At 66.9% G+C, this 16138-nt stretch carries 15 protein-coding genes, 4 tRNA genes and 1 pseudogene; 8 read left to right on the forward strand and 12 right to left on the reverse strand.

All coding sequences use genetic code 11. From position 1 onward, the window contains the following. Positions 1-15: 15 nt before the first annotated feature. Positions 16-939, forward strand: a complete 924-nt coding sequence (locus tag V1Y59_RS10685; protein WP_330504928.1) for an alpha/beta fold hydrolase — start codon at positions 16-18, stop codon at positions 937-939. Here V1Y59_RS10685 and V1Y59_RS10690 read toward each other — a convergent pair. From V1Y59_RS10690 to V1Y59_RS10700, 3 genes are read right to left on the reverse strand one after another with little or no spacing between them, the layout of a single operon-like run. Next, positions 932-1564: a LutC/YkgG family protein gene (locus tag V1Y59_RS10690; RefSeq protein WP_330504929.1), complete on the reverse strand. Its 633-nt coding sequence runs from the start codon at positions 1562-1564 to the stop codon at positions 932-934. The genes V1Y59_RS10685 and V1Y59_RS10690 overlap by 8 nt on opposite strands. Then, positions 1561-3015 (reverse strand): LutB/LldF family L-lactate oxidation iron-sulfur protein, encoded by a 1455-nt coding sequence (locus V1Y59_RS10695; protein WP_330504961.1) that lies wholly within the window; start codon positions 3013-3015, stop codon positions 1561-1563. The genes V1Y59_RS10690 and V1Y59_RS10695 overlap by 4 nt, the downstream gene beginning before the upstream one ends. Before the next feature lie 56 nt (positions 3016-3071). Further along, positions 3072-3812 (reverse strand): (Fe-S)-binding protein, encoded by a 741-nt coding sequence (locus V1Y59_RS10700; protein ID WP_330504930.1) that lies wholly within the window; start codon positions 3810-3812, stop codon positions 3072-3074. Positions 3813-4172: 360 nt separating this feature from the next. Between V1Y59_RS10700 and V1Y59_RS10705 the strand changes: the two genes are divergently transcribed. Then, entirely contained in the window at positions 4173-5681 is a 1509-nt protein-coding gene (locus V1Y59_RS10705) for an alanine/glycine:cation symporter family protein (RefSeq protein ID WP_330504931.1), read from the forward strand. 37 nt (positions 5682-5718) lie between these two features. Here the strand turns inward: V1Y59_RS10705 and V1Y59_RS10710 are convergent, their stop codons facing one another. Continuing rightward, a complete protein-coding gene (locus tag V1Y59_RS10710; RefSeq protein ID WP_330504932.1) occupies positions 5719-6570 on the reverse strand; it encodes a universal stress protein in 852 nt (283 codons plus the stop codon). An 88-nt stretch (positions 6571-6658) separates the two neighbouring features. Then, positions 6659-7273: a TetR/AcrR family transcriptional regulator gene (locus V1Y59_RS10715; RefSeq protein WP_431309147.1), complete on the reverse strand. Its 615-nt coding sequence runs from the start codon at positions 7271-7273 to the stop codon at positions 6659-6661. Between the two features lie 104 nt (positions 7274-7377). On the opposite strand from V1Y59_RS10715, the gene V1Y59_RS10720 reads away from it, so the two are divergent. Continuing rightward, positions 7378-8553, forward strand: coding sequence for a phosphotransferase family protein (locus tag V1Y59_RS10720; RefSeq protein WP_330504934.1), 1176 nt, complete (start codon positions 7378-7380; stop codon positions 8551-8553). Between the two features lie 3 nt (positions 8554-8556). Then, on the forward strand, positions 8557-9699 hold the full coding sequence (locus V1Y59_RS10725) for an Rv3169 family protein (protein ID WP_330504935.1): 1143 nt from the start codon (positions 8557-8559) through the stop codon (positions 9697-9699). Positions 9700-9754: 55 nt separating this feature from the next. Here V1Y59_RS10725 and V1Y59_RS10730 read toward each other — a convergent pair whose 3' ends face one another. The 7 genes from V1Y59_RS10730 to V1Y59_RS10760 all read right to left on the reverse strand — a co-directional run bounded on the left by V1Y59_RS10730 (position 9755) and on the right by V1Y59_RS10760 (position 15323). Next, positions 9755-10555 carry a putative hydro-lyase gene (locus V1Y59_RS10730; protein ID WP_330504936.1) on the reverse strand — a complete coding sequence of 267 codons (801 nt, stop codon included), beginning with the start codon at positions 10553-10555 and terminating at the stop codon, positions 9755-9757. A 4-nt stretch (positions 10556-10559) separates the two neighbouring features. Next, positions 10560-11798, reverse strand: coding sequence for an NRAMP family divalent metal transporter (locus V1Y59_RS10735; RefSeq protein WP_330504937.1), 1239 nt, complete (start codon positions 11796-11798; stop codon positions 10560-10562). A gap of 158 nt (positions 11799-11956) precedes the next feature. Next, the gene (locus V1Y59_RS10740; RefSeq protein ID WP_330504938.1) at positions 11957-12796 is read right to left on the reverse strand and encodes a hypothetical protein; all 840 of its coding nucleotides are present in this window, start codon (positions 12794-12796) and stop codon (positions 11957-11959) included. A gap of 148 nt (positions 12797-12944) precedes the next feature. Further along, positions 12945-13544: a dihydrofolate reductase family protein gene (locus tag V1Y59_RS10745; RefSeq protein ID WP_330504939.1), complete on the reverse strand. Its 600-nt coding sequence runs from the start codon at positions 13542-13544 to the stop codon at positions 12945-12947. Next, on the reverse strand, positions 13541-14377 hold the full coding sequence (locus tag V1Y59_RS10750; protein WP_330504940.1) for a metalloregulator ArsR/SmtB family transcription factor: 837 nt from the start codon (positions 14375-14377) through the stop codon (positions 13541-13543). Before V1Y59_RS10750 ends, V1Y59_RS10745 begins: the two co-directional genes overlap by 4 nt. Positions 14378-14680: 303 nt before the next feature. Further along, positions 14681-14756: transfer RNA gene (locus V1Y59_RS10755), tRNA-Lys, on the reverse strand. A gap of 93 nt (positions 14757-14849) precedes the next feature. After that, positions 14850-15323, reverse strand: a complete 474-nt coding sequence (locus V1Y59_RS10760; protein WP_330504941.1) for a hypothetical protein — start codon at positions 15321-15323, stop codon at positions 14850-14852. A gap of 188 nt (positions 15324-15511) precedes the next feature. On the opposite strand from V1Y59_RS10760, the gene V1Y59_RS10765 reads away from it, so the two are divergent. The 4 genes and pseudogenes from V1Y59_RS10765 to V1Y59_RS10780 all read left to right on the forward strand — a co-directional run. Beyond that, positions 15512-15584, forward strand: a tRNA-Glu gene (locus V1Y59_RS10765). Positions 15585-15639: 55 nt separating this feature from the next. Further along, positions 15640-15713, forward strand: a tRNA-Asp gene (locus V1Y59_RS10770). 40 nt (positions 15714-15753) lie between these two features. Further along, positions 15754-15830, forward strand: a tRNA-Phe gene (locus V1Y59_RS10775). Positions 15831-15901: 71 nt separating this feature from the next. Then, positions 15902-16138, forward strand: a pseudogene (locus tag V1Y59_RS10780) (IS30 family transposase); the annotation flags it as partial.

The raw sequence follows: 16138 nt of genomic DNA on the forward strand, positions 1-16138 counted from the left end.
CGTACCGTCGTCTGCATGGGTTTCGAGTTCGTCGGCGGCGTGGGCCGCGCGTTCGGTCACGTCCTGCGGCCGTATCCCGCCCGCGACATCCCGAGCGGCTCGATGCTGGAGCTGCCCGGCCGGGGGCCGGTGTTCGTCACCGATTCGGGGCCCAGGGACGCGCCGGTGGTCTTCCTGATGCACTCGGTGCTGACGACCGGACTGCTGTGCTGGTACCCGGTGATCCCGGAACTGAACCGGCGCTACCGGGTGGTCACCATGGACCAGCGCTGGCATGGCCGCGGAATCCGTTCGGACACCTTCGATCTGCGTGACTGCGCCGACGATGCGGTGGCCGTCGCGGACGTGCTCGGCATCGACCGGTTCACCGCGGCGGGGTTCTCGATGGGCGGTGGGGTCGCCCAGTTGGCGTGGCGGCGCCACCCGGGCCGGGTCAGTGGTCTCGTGTTGTGTTCCACCGGACCGTACTTCAGCACCCGCGACCCCGATCGGCGGGCGCAGTCGCATCGCACGGCCCGTGTGCTGACGGGGGTGTACCGGGTGATGCCGTCACCACGGGCGGCTCGGCTCGACGACACCTCCGCGCACACCACGGTCTGGGCGATGCGTCAGTTCCTGTCCACCCCGTTGTCGCACATGGGTCATTTCGGGGAGGGGCTCGGCGCCTTCGATTCGCGGCCATGGCTCGGCGAGATCGACGTGCCGACGTCGGTGGTGGTGTCCACTCGTGACCGCGTCGTCGAGCCCGCACGTCAGCAGCTGCTGATCGACGGGATACCCGGCGCGCGTCGGTTCGAGGTCGACGGCGGACACGCCTGCTGTGTGCTCGGTGCCCGGTGGTTCATCCCGCCGTTCACCGACGCGATCGACGCGGTGAACGACACCGTCGCGCTGCGACCGGCCGGGCCACAGCCGATGGAGGGTACGTCCGTCACCTGACGACGACGACGTGCAGCGTGCGCGGACCGTGGACGCCCTCCACGCGATCGAGCTCGATGTCACTGGTGGCGCTGGGGCCGCTGATCCACGTCTGCGGGCGGTGTGCCACACCGAGGTCGATCAGCCGGGCAACGGCCTCCGGGACGTCGCTGACGATCTGCGTGGCGTCGACGATGCAGACGTGCATGTCCGGCACCAGCGAGAGCGCGCGACGACCTTGTCCTGCACCGTGGTCGAGCACGATGGTGCCGGTGTTGGCGATGCCGACGGTGGCCGTGGTGATGACGGCGCCGGCCGCGTCCAGTTCGGCCGGTTCAAGAGCGTCGTCGTCGAGCCATTCCAGGTCGGCGGCCAGCCGATCGCGCACGATGTGGTCGGCGAGGACCGGCCCCCGGGCAGGGGTGAGTGCTGCGGTCACCGCGGCGGTGAGCCCGTCCTCGGTCACCTCCTCGACGACGGCGCGGTAGTCGGCCACCCGCTCCGCGAAGCGGTCCACCACGTCGAGGTCGCCGGTGTCGACGGGCCTGCCGTACTGCCAGTCGATCACCGTCTCAGCCGGGTCCGGGTCGACGACGTCGGTGAGCGCCGACCGCACCCGGTTGAGGATGATGTCGCGAGAACTCATCGGTCCGACTCCGTGTCCGCGCTCGGGTTCCGTTCGGCCCGTTCGCGTTTCCACCAGTCGCGGAATGATTCCGCGGGCGGTACCGGGATGTCGCGCGCCGAACTCCACCCGGCCAACGGTCCGGGCAGCGCGCCGATGGTGGAGCGGCGACCGAAGAAGCGCTTGCTCGACGTCGCCGCCTTCTGTGCTGCTTCCAGCCGCCGGTGATTGCCGAACACCCACGCCATCGCCTTCATCGCGGCCGACTCACCCGACGGGAGCCCGCCGCGCTTCTCGTCGACGACACGAGTTCGTAGGTGCACCAACAGTTCCGGGATCGGGATGCGCACCGGGCACACGTCCGAACATGCGCCACAGAGGCTCGACGCGAACGGCAGCGAGGCGTCGACGGCCGATCCGGTGCCGCGCAGCTGCGGGGTCAGGATGGCGCCGATGGGGCCGGGATACACCGATCCGTAGGCGTGGCCGCCGGCCCGCTCGTAGACCGGACACACGTTGAGGCAGGCAGAGCAGCGGATACAGCGGAGGGCATCGCGGCCGACGGTGTCGGCGAGCACCGTCGAGCGGTTGTTGTCCAGCAGCACGATGTGGACGTCGCGCGGTCCGTCATCGGGGGACACGCCCGTCCAGATGGAGGTGTACGGGTTCTCGCGTTCGCCGGTGCTCGAGCGCGGCAGTACCTGCAGGAACACCTCGAGGTCGGCCCAAGTGGGCAGGATCTTCTCGATGCCGACCACCGAGATCAGCGTCTCGGGCAGGGTCAGGCACATCCGGCCGTTGCCCTCTGATTCGACGACGACGAGACTTCCGGTGTCGGCGATGGCGAAGTTGGCTCCGCTGATCCCGACTTTGGCGCGTAAGAACTTCTCGCGCAGGTGAAGTCGCGCGGCCTCCGCGAGCCGGCGGGGATCGTCGGTGAGATCGTCGGGGGCCGGCCGCCCCACCTCGGCCATCCGGCGCAGGAAGATGTCACGGACCTCGGCGCGGTTGCGATGGATCGCCGGAACCAGGATGTGGCTGGGCCAGTCATCACCGAGCTGCACGATCAGTTCCGCGAGATCTGTTTCCCAGGAATCGATTCCGGCTTCTGCGAGTGCTTCGTTGAGTTCGATCTCCTGGGTGGCCATCGACTTCACCTTGAGTACCTCGTCCGCACCCGCGGCGCGGACGAGGTCGACGACGATCCGGTTCGCCTCTTCGGCGTCCGCGGCCCAGTGCACCACCGCCCCCGCCGCGATCGCATTCTTCTCGAACTCCTCGAGATGGCGGTCGAGGTGGCGCAGCGTGCGGTCCTTGATCGCCGCCGCGGCGAGGCGCAACTCCTCCCAGTTGTCGAGTTCGTCGACCACCTCCGCCCGCTTGTTGCGGATGATGCCGGTGGCGTGCGCGAGATTTCGGCGCTGGGTGGTGTTGGCCAGTTCGTCCCGTGCGGCGACCGGGAACTTCGGCATGCCGACGAAACTCGACGTCACACCGACGTGTGGATGGGCGTCCGGTCGGGCGGTGGTCACGCCGGCTCCTTCTCGGTCGAGGCCAGGATCTCGGCGAGATGCATGGTGCGGATGCCGGAGCGTTCGCGTGACAACATCCCGCCGATATGGGCCAGGCACGAATTGTCCCCCGCAACAAGAACTTCGGCACCGGACTGTTTGACGTTGACACATTTGTCCGCACCCATCGCCACGGACGTGTCCGCGTTCTTCATCGCGAACGTCCCACCGAAACCGCAGCACTGCTCGGCCGCCGGCAACTCCACGAGGTCGATGCCCTTGACCTCCCGCAGCAGTCGCAGCGGTTTCTCGCCGACCCGCAGCATCCGAAGGGAGTGGCAGGTTGGGTGATAGGTGACGCGATGCGGAAAATACGCTCCGACATCGGTGATCCCGAGTCGGTCGACGAGGAACTCGCTCAGCTCGAACACCTTCGGGACCAGCTCGTCGACCTCCGATCGCAGCGCTGCGTCACCGGTCCGGTCCGCGACCCACGGGTGCTGATGGCGCACCGACCCGACGCACGACCCGGACGGGGCGACGACGGCGTCGTAGGAGCCGAAGACATCGACGAACTGCCGGACGCCGGGAACGGCCTCGTCGGCATAGCCGGTGTTGATGAACATCTGACCACAGCAGGTCTGTTCGAACGGGAACTCCACGTCGATTCCGAGACGCTCGAGCAGGAGGACTGTCGCCTTCGGGGTGCCCGGCCACATGGTGTCGTTGAAGCAGGTGGCGAAGAGTGCGACCCTCATACTGCGATCATCCTCCACCCCTAGGTGGCTCGCAGCGTGTTCCGAGCGATCGACGTCATCGGATGCCCGAGGAGCCTGTCCCCGTTGCCTGAGGAGCCCGCGACGAAGGAGCGTGCGTCTCGAAGGCCCCCTTCGTGACGCCTCCTCGCAGGCTCGGAGGCTCCTCAGGGGCCGGGGTGGTCGCGACCTGCCCCAACCGTTGCCTGAGGAGCCCGCGACGAAGGAGCGTGCGTCTCGAAGGCCCCTTCGTGACGCCTCCTCGCAGGCTCGGAGGCTCCTCAGGGGTCGGGGTGGTCGTTGTGACATGACCGGATGCGTGCAAACCACGCAACAATCACGCGTCGAGCGCATACTCACCCAATGGATGCTGTCAACGACTGGCTGCTCACCTGGGGCGATCATCTGTGGACATGGATTGTCCTACCTGTGGTCGTCGGCCTCGGTGCATACTTCACGATTCGGTCCGGCGTCGTGCAGTTCCGGCTGATTCCAGAGATGTTCCGTACGCTCACCGACAAGACGCCGCGCACGGCAGACGGTGAACCGCAATCCGTCTCGGCGTTCCAGGCGTTCACCATCTCGGCGGCATCGCGCGTCGGGGTCGGCAACATCGCCGGAGTCGGCACCGCGATCGCGGTCGGTGGACCGGGAGCGGTGTTCTGGATGTGGCTGATGGCCTTCGTCGGTGGCGCGTCGAGCTTCATCGAGTCCTCGCTGGGCCAGCTGTTCAAGATCCGTGATGCCGACGGTTTCCGCGGCGGTCCCGCCTACTACATGCAGCGAGGCCTCAGATCCCGGTGGATGGGCGTCCTGTTCGCGATCATCCTGATCGTCTGCTTTCCCTTCGCGTTCAGCTCGCTGCAGGCCAACACCATCGCCGACACGATCACCACGACCGCCGACGCCGAGGACAACACCGCGCTGCTCTGGTTCATCGGGCTCGCGCTGACTGTCCTGCTGGGACTTGTCATCTTCGGTGGGGTACGCCGGATCGCTTCGGTGACTCAGCTTCTCGTTCCGTTGATGGCCTTCGCCTATCTGATCCTCGGCCTCGCGGTCGTCATCATGAACATCGACCGTGTGCCCGACGTGATCGGCCAGATCTTCTCCGAGGCATTCGGTTTCAACGAGGTCGTCGGCGCGACCTTCGGGTACATCGTCCTGACCGGCGTGAAACGCGGCATGTTCTCCAACGAGGCCGGGCTCGGGTCGGTGCCCAACGCCAGCGCCACCGCGGCCGTGACCCATCCGACCAAGCAGGGGCTGGTTCAGACGCTCGGGGTGTACTTCGACACGTTCTTCATCTGCTCGATCACCGCGTTCATCATCCTCGTGTCGGTGCCGGATCTGACCGATGCGTCGAAAGGCATCTCACTGACCCAGGGAGCGCTCGAAGACAGTCTCGGGTCGTGGTCGAACACCGCACTCTCGGTGATCATCTTCCTGCTCGCGTTCAGTTCGATTCTGGGCAACTACTACTACGGCTACTCCAACATCGAGTTCATCACCGGCAGCAAGGTTGTGCTCAACGCGTATCGCGTCCTCACGATGCTCACCGTGCTCGGTGGCTCGGTGGTGGCCGCGGATCTGGTGTGGAACTTCGCCGACGGCATCATGGGCCTGATGGCCCTGATCAACCTGATCGCCATCGGTTTGCTGAGCGGCCTCGCGTTCCGACTGCTGAAGGACTACACGCGCCAGCGCAGGGAGGGACGCGACCCTGTCTTCACCCGTGATCTGATGCCGGATGTGGCCGGAATCGAGTGTTGGGAAGACGCGGACACGGTCACCGGACCGATGGATCTCGACGACCTGACGGCCGAGAGCCACAAACACCGCGATCATCTGCACGGCGCTCCCGAGATCTGACCACCGGGCACCCGAACCCGGGGTGAGCGACTCGCAGTCAGTGGACGATGAGCAGCGGGCAGTGCGCGGTGCGCAGGACATGTTGGACTCGTGAACCGAGCAGCAGTCCGGCGAAACCGCCGCGGCCGCGGCTGCCCATGACCACCAGGTCCGACGTCTGCGACAAGTCCGTCAGCGCGTCGTTGGCGTCCCCGTCGATCACCTCGGTCGTCACATCCAATTTCGGCATCTGGGACTTCACCGAATCGGCCACATCGCCGAGCCGGTTCGCGATCAGGTCGACCGCCGGCAAGTGCTCGTCGCCGTGCAGTGCCAGCGTCGATGAATCCCAGGCGGACACGATCGCGAGGGTGCTTCCGCGCGCGAATGCCTCGTCGGCCGCCGCCTCGACGGCACGTTGCGAGATGACCGACCCGTCGTAGCCCACCGTGATCCGGTCGGTCTCGGTCTCGGTGCCCTCCTCGCGGATCACCGCCACCGGACAGGAGGCGTGCGCAGCCACCGTACCGGCGACCGATCCGGTGAGCGCTCCTGCGACCCGCCCGTGGCCCGGGGCGCCGACCACGACCGTGGCACAGCGGGCCGCCCAGGTCAGGAGGGCGTTGCGACTGGACTTCTGCTCGAAATGCTGCCGGACCTCGACCCCGGGCGCCTCCTTCTCGACGAACCGCATCGCCTGCGTGAGCTCGTGTTCGTGGCGTTCGCGCGCCGCCCGGAAGTAGGACGTCGGGACCACGTGGTCGATGACCGGTGTCCGCGGTGCCTGGGATGCGGCGATGAGGTCGAGGGACGTGTCGTGAACGGCGGCGGCGCGGGCGGCCCACCGCACCGCAGCCAGGGACATCGGGGAGCCGTCAACACCGACGGCGATCGGTAGATTGTGACTCATACCACATATTGTGGTCCTTTGGCTGCACGTCGGGAAGGGGTGCAGGGGCAGGTCTGTCCGAAATGTGACGGGGTTCGCGGGGCGGTGCTCAGCGCAGCGCGCCGTGCATGATGATCGCCGTCATCTGCTCGACCCAGGAGTCGTCGAAACGGGCATCGGGGACCAGGAGCATCCGCAACATCGCCGATCCGCCCATCACCTCGATCAGCCGGTCCGGATCGATGTCGGCGTGTACCTCGCCGCGCTCGACGGCGACCATCAGACGCTCGCGCACGGCGCCGAAGACGTCGGCGAATCCGCCGTGTACCCGGGCGGCCAGCGCTGGATCGGAGGCCATGTCCGCGATCAGGCCGGCGAGCGCGGCACGGGTGACGGGACGTGCGAACAGGTTCTTCGCAACGGTGATCATGGCTCGCAGATCGTGGGCGAAGTCGCCGGACGAGGGCGGCATGGTCGTGAATTCGGCGAAGGCGACGTCGTGGAGGAGTTCGGCCTTGCCCGACCAGCGGCGGTAGATCGCGGTCTTTGTGGTGCCGGCCCGATCGGCGATCGCCGCAACCGTCACCTTCTGATATCCCACCTCGACGAGAAGCTCGGCCGCGGCGTGCAGCACGGCGGCATCGATGCGGGTGTCCCTGGGACGGCCCGCGCCGGGATCGGCCACCACGCTCACGCGATGACCATATCCTCGCCGTGTCGTCATCCGCGGTACCGCCGGTCGCCGATTTCCCCGAATCGCCGTAGCGGGCGCACGTCGCGTGATCCAATACCGCTACCTTTCGTAGCGTTATTGAGGAGGCGATGGGTATGACCACCGAACCGACAGTCGGGCAGGTGGACCGCCTGCAGCGATCAGGCCGCGACACGACATCACTTCCCGACGCCCTCGCGCAGTGGTTGTCCGGCCATCTTCCCGACGGCGCGGAGCCGTCGGTGACCGTGGAAGCCGCGCAGGACGCGAACGGCATGTCGTCGGAGACCATCCCGGTCTCGGCGCGCTGGACGGTCGGCGGGGGACAGGCCGAGGAGCTCTGGGTGATGCGGATGGCGCCCCGCGACACCGACATCCCGGTGTTCCCGACCTACCGGATGGATCACCAGTTCGAGGTGATCCGCGGAGTGGCCGAATCGTCGGCGGGCAGCGAGGTCCCCGTCCCGCGAGTCCGCTTCCTCGAGGCAAGCGGCGACGTGCTCGGTGTGCCCTTCTTCCTGATGGATCGCTGCACCGGCGACGTCCCTCCCGACGTCATGCCCTACACCTTCGGCGACAACTGGCTCGCCGACGCCTCCGCAGACGACCAACGCCGCGTGCAGGATTCGACGGTCGCGCTGCTTGCTTCCCTGCATGCGATCTCGAATCCGCAGGAACAGTTCGGCTTTCTCGACGACACCCGTCCGGAGGGCGCGAACGCGCTCCGGCGCGACCTCGCGTGGCTGCGCAGCTGGTACGAGTACTCGGTGCATGGCAGCGAGACGCCCGGCGACGCCGGAGTCGGACGATCGCCCCTGGCCGACCGTGCGCTGGCGTGGCTCGATCGCAATTTCCCGGAGCGTGCGGCAGCCCGGGAACCGGTGCTGTGCTGGGGTGATGCTCGCATCGGCAACGTGATGTACGAGAACTTCGCGCCTGCCGCCGTGCTGGACTGGGAGATGAGTCGGATCGGCCCGCGCGAACTCGATGTCGCCTGGATGATATTCGCGCACATGGTGTTCCAGGAGCTGGTGCACCTCGCCGACCTCCCCGGCATGCCGGACTTCCTTCGCGAGGACGATGTCCGCACAACCTATCGCGACCGCACCGGTGTCGAACTCGACGATCTGCGCTGGTTCTACGTCTTCGCCGCGGTGCAGTGGTGCTGCGTGTTCATGCGGACCGGTGCCCGGCGCATCCACTTCGGCGAGATGGAACCGCCCGAGGACATCGACTCCACCCTCTTCTATCACCGTGCCCTACTCGAGCGACTCATCGCGGAGGATCTGTAACCGATGACCGGAGCGCAATCACTCGGACCACTCGACGAGTATCCGATCCATCAACTGCCGCAACCCATTGCCTGGCCTGGGAGTTCGAATCGGAACTTCTACGACCGGTCCTACCTCAACGCGCACGACCGCACCGGGAAGATCTTCCTGATCACCGGAATCGGCTACTACCCGAACCTCGGGGTCAAGGACGCCTTCGTGCTGATCCGTCGGCGCGGCGAGAACACCGACACCCAAACCGCGATTCACCTGTCGGACGCGATCGACCACGATCGACTCAACCCGCACGTCGGTGGATACCGCCTCGACGTCGACGCACCGCTGCGCGAGTTGCACCTCACCCTCGACGAGACCGAGGGCATCGCAGTCGATCTGAGGTGGGAGGGGCTGTTCGACACCGTGCTCGAACAGCCGCACGTCATGCGGTCCGGGGCCAAGGTCACCCTCGATGCCCAGCGGTTCGCGCAGGTCGGCTCGTGGCGTGGATCGATCAGCATCGACGGCGAGCGGATCGACGTCGATCCGGACACCTGGATCGGGACACGAGACCGATCGTGGGGTATTCGACCCATTGGTGAACCGGAGCCGGCGGGACGGCCCGCCGATCCGCCGTTCGAGGGCATGTGGTGGCTCTACATCCCGATGGCCTTCGACGATTTCCAACTGGTCCTCATCGTCCAGGAGGAACCCAACGGGTTCCGCTCCCTCAACGACTGCACCCGGGTGTGGCGCGACGGTCGCGTCGAACAACTCGGATGGCCCCGCATCGACGTCCATTACGCGTCGGGTACGCGTATCCCCACCGGGGCGACGATCACCGCCACCACACCTGCCGGCGATCCGGTCGTCCTGGAAGTGGAATCGCTCCTGGGCGTGCCGATCCACGTGGGCGGGGGGTACGGTGGCGACGCGGACTGGACCCACGGGGTATGGCGCGGTGAGAAGTTCGTCGAGCGCCTCACCTACGACATGGACGATCCCGCGGTCGCGGGACGGACTCCGTTCGGCGTCATCGACCACGTCGGTCGCGCGACGTGTCGCGAGAGCGACGGAACCGTCCGAGAAGGCTGGGGCTTGTTCGAACACGGCGCACTCGGTCGTCACGACCCGTCGGGCTTCGCCGACTGGCTCAGCGTCGCCCCTTAAGACTCGCGAACGACGAAAAGCATTCGCGCGGTTGTTGTCTGATTCCGGATCCGCGTCAGGGCGCGATGAGGTCGCTCTCCGCGAGATCGGTGATCAGCATGTGACCGGGTGAGTGCGCGATCGCCAGAGGCGGCGCAGCCTGCATCACCGCCAGTTGTGGGGTGACACCGCACGCCCAGAAGACCGGGATGTCGCCCGGCGAGAACCTCACTGCGTCACCGAAGTCCGGTGTGTCCAGATCGTCGATCCCGAGGGCTTGGGGATCGCCCACATGGACCGGGGACCCGTGCACCGATGGATACCGGGAGGTGATGCGCACCGCGTCGGATACCTGGTCCGGCGGGATCGGCCGCATCGACACGACGAGCGGGCCGGCGATGTGCCCCGCGGGTCGGCAGTCCCGAGTGGTTCGGTACATCGGCACATTGGTGCCCTGTTCGATATGTCGCACCGGCACCCCGGCCGCGAGCAGTGCGGTCTCGAACGTGAAGCTGCACCCGATCAGGAAGGCGACCATGTCCGTCGTCCACCGATCCGCCACGTCGGTGGTCTCGGCGACGAGCTGGCCGTCGGCGTACACGCGGTACAGCGGGATGTCGGTACACACGTCGCCGTGTGCACCCAGCAGCGGCCCACCGCGGGCGCCGGGCTCGAGGACATCGAGAACGGGACACGGCTTCGGATTGCGCTGCGCGAACAGGAGCACGTCAAAGGCGATATCGCGCGGGACCGCGATCAAATTGGCCTGGGCGTAGCCATCCGACCAGCCGGAGGTTGGGGTCACGAGCCCGGCGGCGAACCGGCGGCGCGCCGAGGCCGGGTGAACCTCACCCGGATGCCCGTCGACGGTGTGCATCAGATCAGCTCCACAGCTCGGACAGGCCGCTCAACGACTTCCATCCGAGGTACAGGGTGAGCACCCAGACAGCGAGGCCGATGAGGCGCAGCCACATCGGGTAGGCGTACCCGCGCAGCAGGTCGCGCCGCATCCACGCCACCCAGACCACCACGGTGAAACCGATCGGCAGGATGAGTCCGTTGAATGCGCCGGCGAAGACCAACAAGTCCACGGGTGCCGCCCCGATGACGACGAAGATGCCGGCGCTCAGCGCGATGAAGGCGACCGTCAGCAGGTTCTGGCGCCGGCGCGAGGTCCGCGACGTGGTGAGGAAGGTGACCGAGGTGTACGCCGCCCCGATGACGGAGGTGATCGATGCCGCCCACAGGATGACACCGAAGAACACGCCGCCGATGGAGCCGAGCGCGGTCTCGAACGCCGACGCGGTCGGGTTGTCGTCGGCCAGTTGCGCCCCGCCGACCGTCACGCCGAGGATGGCGAGGAACAACAGGGTGCGCATCACTCCGGTGACGAGGATGCCGTAGACCGAACCGGCCTGGATGCGGCCGACGTTGTCGGGCCCGCTGATTCCGCTGTCGAGCAGCCGATGGGCTCCGGCGTAGGTGATGTAGCCACCGACGGTGCCACCGACGATCGTGGTGATCGCGAGGAAGTCGATCTGTTCGGGCAGGACCGCGTTCTTGAGCGCCTCACCCAGCGGCGGCTTCGACACGATCGCGGTGTAGGCGGTCATGACGATCATGCCGGCGCCGAGCACCACGATGATCCGGTCGAGCGCGACACCCGCTCGTTTGCTCAGGAAGATCCCGATCGCGATCAGCGCCGACACCGCTCCACCGATCTCCGGATCGAGTCCGAACATCGCGTCGGTGCCGAGTCCGGCGCCGCTGGTGTTGCCGATGTTGAACACCAACCCGCCGAGCACCACCAGACCCGCCAACACGTATCCGACGCCCGGCAACACCTTGTTGCCGAGCTCGTGAGCGCGAATGCCGGACACCCCGACCACCCGCCACACATTCATCTGCACGGCGAAGTCGATGACGATCGACGCGAGGATGGCGAAGGCGAATGCGGCGCCAAGCTCGATCGTGAATTCGGTGGTCTGGGTGATGAATCCGGGGCCGACGGCACTGGTGGCCATCAGGAACATCGCGCCCAGCAGGGCCGTTCTGGTGGAGCCGCCCTTCTCTGGGTTGGGCTCCCCGGCGACAGGGGCGGTGCTGTCCGGTCGTGCCATGGGCTCTCCCATCGGAGGAAATCCGGGGTCGGCAGAACTTGCTACATGGTAGTTGCCCGGCATTACCGAGCCATTGCATTCGGACTACATCGGGTCCCCTCAGAACGAGGTGCCCCAGGCCGATCGGCCTGGGGCACCTCGTATGCAGATCGTCGGTGTCAGGGCAGCTTGGGCAATGCCTTCGTGATGTCCTCGATCGTGCGGTTGATCTGATCATTGGCGTCGCTGATCGTCTTGTCGATCGTCGTGCGCACCGTCCGCTCCGCGTCGCGCTGAGTCTTGACCCACTGCGCGGTCGTCGGCATGCCGAGGTTGTTGGTGCCGAGAGTCTTGGCTCCGTTGCCCTTTCGCAGGCCCAGCTTCTCATCGTGAATCGACATGGCGGTTCCGACGCCACCCAGTGCGGCGCCGACGCCCGACGCGGTCCAGCTCACCGCGAGGGTCGCTGCCGCGCCCGCCACGAAGCCGACCGGAACACCGATGACGGCGCCGATGACGCCGCCCGGAATCGCACCGATGCCGCCGGCGAGACCGCCGATTCCCGCGCCGATCGCAGCACCGATCACGCCGCCGGCCACTGCACCGCCCACGAGGGCGACGGTCTCGAACGCCAACAACGGAACGAGTACGACGTAACCGGTGACCTGAGCCCCGGTCATCGCGTCGGCGCCGATCCGCTGCCAGTCGGCAGGCGTGAACGCCCACGGGTTGACGTTGGGCGCCCTCGTTGCCACCTCGGACGGCACGACCAGTACCCGGTCGGCAGCGCCGGCCGGTGACAGCTCCGGCCGGTTACCGGCCACCGGCGCGATCTCGGCCGTCGGCGCCTGCCGGTCCGCAGCGGCAGCAAGTTGTGACGTCACGGCAGCGGCCTGTTGAGTGACCTGCTCCGGCGCGGCGGTCGCCCCTGCGACCTGGCCGAACTGCACGGCAGCGGTGACAGTGACCGCTCCCGCGATCAGCTTGAGTGATGTTGTGCGCGCGCACGATGAACTCATGCAAATTCCCCCTGATTCGCATCCCCGAAATTCGGCGGTTGGCCGAGCCGGTTGACAGTAGCGAACCTGGTATTTGGACTTCGACATCCAGGGTGGTGCAGAGTGTCGCAGGTCACAGTCGTCCGGGTTGGCGCAAGCACCCAGGAGTTCAGCGGGTGCGGTCGTAGATCAGCGCGATCTCGCCCGACTCACCCGCTTCTTGCTGACGGAGCATCCATGTCGATCCGGGCAGCCCGTCGTGGAAGAGCCGTTGCCCGCCACCGGTGATCTCGGGACAGATCATGAGGTGCAGGCTGTCGATGAGGTCCTCCGCGAGGAGGGCGGAGATGACGCTGACGCTGCTGTTGACGAGGATGTCCCCGGTTCCGGTCGACTTCAGGTCGGCGATGACGTCGGCGGCGGGGGCGTTCACGATATGGGTTCGCTCCCAGGGTGATTCGGTCAGAGTTGTCGACAGGACCACCTTGTCCACGTCCACCAGCCACTTGGCGTAGCCGCGGTCGCGCGGGTCGGCGGATTCGTCGGCTGCCACCGATGGCCAGTAACCGAGGAAGCCCTCGGCGTTCACGCGGCCGAGCACCGCGGTCGTGGCACCTTCCCAGAGACGGGTGAGATGACCCCGGGCGACCTCGGTGGCCGCGTAGGGGACGATCGCCCCGAGGTCGTGTGGTCCGCCGGGGCCGTTGTAGCGCCCGTCGAGGGTGAGGTTGATATTTGCTCGTACCGAGCGTGCGGTGGTGTCGGTCATGATCGTGCTCCCTTGGTGTCGGTGTGGGTGGTGCTGTCGCCGGCGCGGATTGCGGCGGCGAGGTTGTCGAGGACTTGGCCCCAGCCGGTCTCGATCCCGGCGATCTGCTGTGCGGCCTGGGTCTCGGTGGCGGAGATGCTGAGTTCGAGCCGAAGCCTGGTGCCGGCTCCGGCCGTGGTGAGCGCGAGATCGTAGTGGCCGGTGAAGGTGATCCGCCCGTTGTCGTCCAGTACGGAGAGCTCGAACACGAGTCGGCCGGGCGCGACCGCGACGGCGACCGAGCCCTCCGAGCGGTACCGAACTCCCTCGGGATCAACGAATTCGACGACGATCGGCCCCCCGGGTTCCGGGGTGATGGTGCAGGCGGCCACTGTCATCGGCACCGGAGCCCACCAGGATTCGAGGAGAGTGGCGTCGGTCCAGTACTGCCAGACGAGGGCGGGCGCGGCAGCCAGTTCCCGCTCGAAGGTGTAGGTACGCCCGTCTGCCCAGTGCGGCCGCACCGCGGCGGCGGCCTCGCGGTCGATGGCAGTGCGGTAGTTCGCGAGAGCCTCGCGGTCGGCCGCGTGCGCCTCGACAGCCGAGATCAGATCATCGACCCGCTCCCGGAGGTCGCGCAGTGGCTGCGCCTCGAGCGCGTAGACGCGGCGCTGCCCGAGCGGGAAAACGGTGACGAGGCCTGCGCGGGCCAACGTCTGGAGGTGTTTGGTGGTCTGCGGTTGTCGCATGCCGGTGAGGCCGGCCAGTTCGCCGACCGAGCGGGGGCGCTCGGCGAGGAGTTCGACGAGCCGCCACCGCGCGTTGTCGCCGAGTGCGGAAACGACCTGATCCATACCGAAAGTATTCTCCAGAGAGAATATTCTTGTCAACGAATATTTCTGGTTGATCTGGAAGGGAAGGAAATGGAACAGAGCGGTCGTAGGCACGGTCGGCGGGAGGTCACCCATAGCCGTTCCCGGGCAACGGAATCAGTGCCCGATCGGAATCAAGAGCCGTCGGGGGTGACATGAGAACGTCTGCCGCCCGGATCTACTCGCGGTCGTGATGTATCGGCGCAGCGCGCCGAGAAGGCGCCGGGGTGAGGAGCGGATCGTACGCTCGCGAAACGCAAAAACCGCCCGTTGCCAGGCGGTTCGTGGTGCCCCCACCAGGGCTCGAACCTGGGACCTGCGGATTAAAAGTCCGTAGCTCTACCAACTGAGCTATAGGGGCGTGCCCTGCGGCGAGGGCGTCGACGAGTTTACAGGCAGCCGCAGGGCGGGTGGTGACGGGTGGCTCGGCGATCCGCTCGCGGCCGGGGTCGGATCAGGTGGGCTGCCATCCACGTCCGTCGAGGATGCCGGAACGCATGCCCGGCGCACGCATCGCAGCGCTCAGCTCGGTGACGGTCGAGACCACGACCAGGGTGTCGACCGGGCTGCGGGCCGCCCGCAGCCATCTCGGGTCGCAGCTGATCGCCAGGGCCTGCTCGGGGTCGATCGCGATGCCGCCGATCTCATTGAGGGCGGCGAAGATCGTCCGCTCGGCGGCGATCCCGGTTTCGTGCACCACGATCGCCTCCGGTCCGACGTCCACCCGGATGCCGACCGGGTCGACGAACGTGGTGCCGCCGAGCAGCCGGTGTCCGTCGACCGGCGGCGCATCGTCGTCGCCCAGCTCCTCGGTAGGGATCGGCAACAGGTGTCTTGCGACGAATCGGCTGATCAACGTCCCGTCGAAGGGAGCCGAACCGGCGGCGCGGCCCGGATGGGTCGGGCGCACGAAGAGTTGTTCCCCCATCCCTATTGCCTATCATGAACACCGGATCACCGTCAGCGAAGGGTCGGGCGCCGACGTGGCCGGGCCGAGTCTCCCGAGAACAGCGCCCGGAAAGGCCGAAAACACCCCGGACCTCACGATTTGTGAATTGTCGAAGGTGTGTCCTAAGCTAAGTCGGCTCCCAACGGAGAACTCCTTACGGAGAACCGGCCCCCTTCGTCTAGCGGCCTAGGACGCCGCCCTTTCAAGGCGGTAGCGCGGGTTCGAATCCCGTAGGGGGTACGCTTGTCCGGCCCTCAGGCTACTGCCACGGGGTTGGTGAGTGACAACAGAACATGGCCCTGTGGCGCAGTTGGTTAGCGCGCCGCCCTGTCACGGCGGAGGTCGCGGGTTCGAGTCCCGTCAGGGTCGCAAGTTTTCTTGCGATAGGCATTCGGTTCGGGTGCCGTCCGGCCAGGTAGCTCAGTTGGTACGAGCGTCCGCCTGAAAAGCGGAAGGTCGCCGGTTCGATCCCGGCCCTGGCCACCACCGAAGAACCCCCGGCGATGGCGGGTTCACATGATCGTCGCAACACTCTCAGATGAGAGGTTGCGACGATCATGTCGTTTCAGGAGGACTGTGTTCGGTTCGGTGACCAGTTGGCGAGGCTGGTGGATGCCGGGGTGCCGGTGAAGGAAGCCGCTGTTGCGGTCGGTGTGCCGCGGCAACGGTGCTACGCGATTCTCCGGGCGATCGGCCGGCCGGTAGGGCGGCCACGCGGGCCGGGTAAGCCGGCTGATCCGGGACGGATCGTGGCTGTGTTCACTAGGACCGGCTCGATCAACAGGGCTGCGATC

This window comes from Gordonia prachuapensis, from assembly GCF_036350515.1.
Taxonomy (GTDB): Bacteria; Actinomycetota; Actinomycetes; order Mycobacteriales; family Mycobacteriaceae; genus Gordonia; species Gordonia prachuapensis.

Coding starts and splice junctions, on each gene's coding strand:
- V1Y59_RS10735 (WP_330504937.1), bottom strand. CDS start 11,798: ATGGCACGACCGGACAGCACCGCCCCTGTCGCCGGGGAGCCCAACCCA.
- V1Y59_RS10695 (WP_330504961.1), bottom strand. CDS start 3,015: ATGCCGAAGTTCCCGGTCGCCGCACGGGACGAACTGGCCAACACCACC.
- V1Y59_RS10760 (WP_330504941.1), bottom strand. CDS start 15,323: ATGGGGGAACAACTCTTCGTGCGCCCGACCCATCCGGGCCGCGCCGCC.
- V1Y59_RS10745 (WP_330504939.1), bottom strand. CDS start 13,544: ATGACCGACACCACCGCACGCTCGGTACGAGCAAATATCAACCTCACC.
- V1Y59_RS10740 (WP_330504938.1), bottom strand. CDS start 12,796: ATGAGTTCATCGTGCGCGCGCACAACATCACTCAAGCTGATCGCGGGA.
- V1Y59_RS10725 (WP_330504935.1), top strand. CDS start 8,557: ATGACCGGAGCGCAATCACTCGGACCACTCGACGAGTATCCGATCCAT.
- V1Y59_RS10730 (WP_330504936.1), bottom strand. CDS start 10,555: ATGCACACCGTCGACGGGCATCCGGGTGAGGTTCACCCGGCCTCGGCG.
- V1Y59_RS10720 (WP_330504934.1), top strand. CDS start 7,378: ATGACCACCGAACCGACAGTCGGGCAGGTGGACCGCCTGCAGCGATCA.
- V1Y59_RS10710 (WP_330504932.1), bottom strand. CDS start 6,570: ATGAGTCACAATCTACCGATCGCCGTCGGTGTTGACGGCTCCCCGATG.
- V1Y59_RS10685 (WP_330504928.1), top strand. CDS start 16: ATGGGTTTCGAGTTCGTCGGCGGCGTGGGCCGCGCGTTCGGTCACGTC.
- V1Y59_RS10705 (WP_330504931.1), top strand. CDS start 4,173: ATGGATGCTGTCAACGACTGGCTGCTCACCTGGGGCGATCATCTGTGG.
- V1Y59_RS10715 (WP_431309147.1), bottom strand. CDS start 7,273: ATGACGACACGGCGAGGATATGGTCATCGCGTGAGCGTGGTGGCCGAT.
- V1Y59_RS10700 (WP_330504930.1), bottom strand. CDS start 3,812: ATGAGGGTCGCACTCTTCGCCACCTGCTTCAACGACACCATGTGGCCG.
- V1Y59_RS10690 (WP_330504929.1), bottom strand. CDS start 1,564: ATGAGTTCTCGCGACATCATCCTCAACCGGGTGCGGTCGGCGCTCACC.
- V1Y59_RS10750 (WP_330504940.1), bottom strand. CDS start 14,377: ATGGATCAGGTCGTTTCCGCACTCGGCGACAACGCGCGGTGGCGGCTC.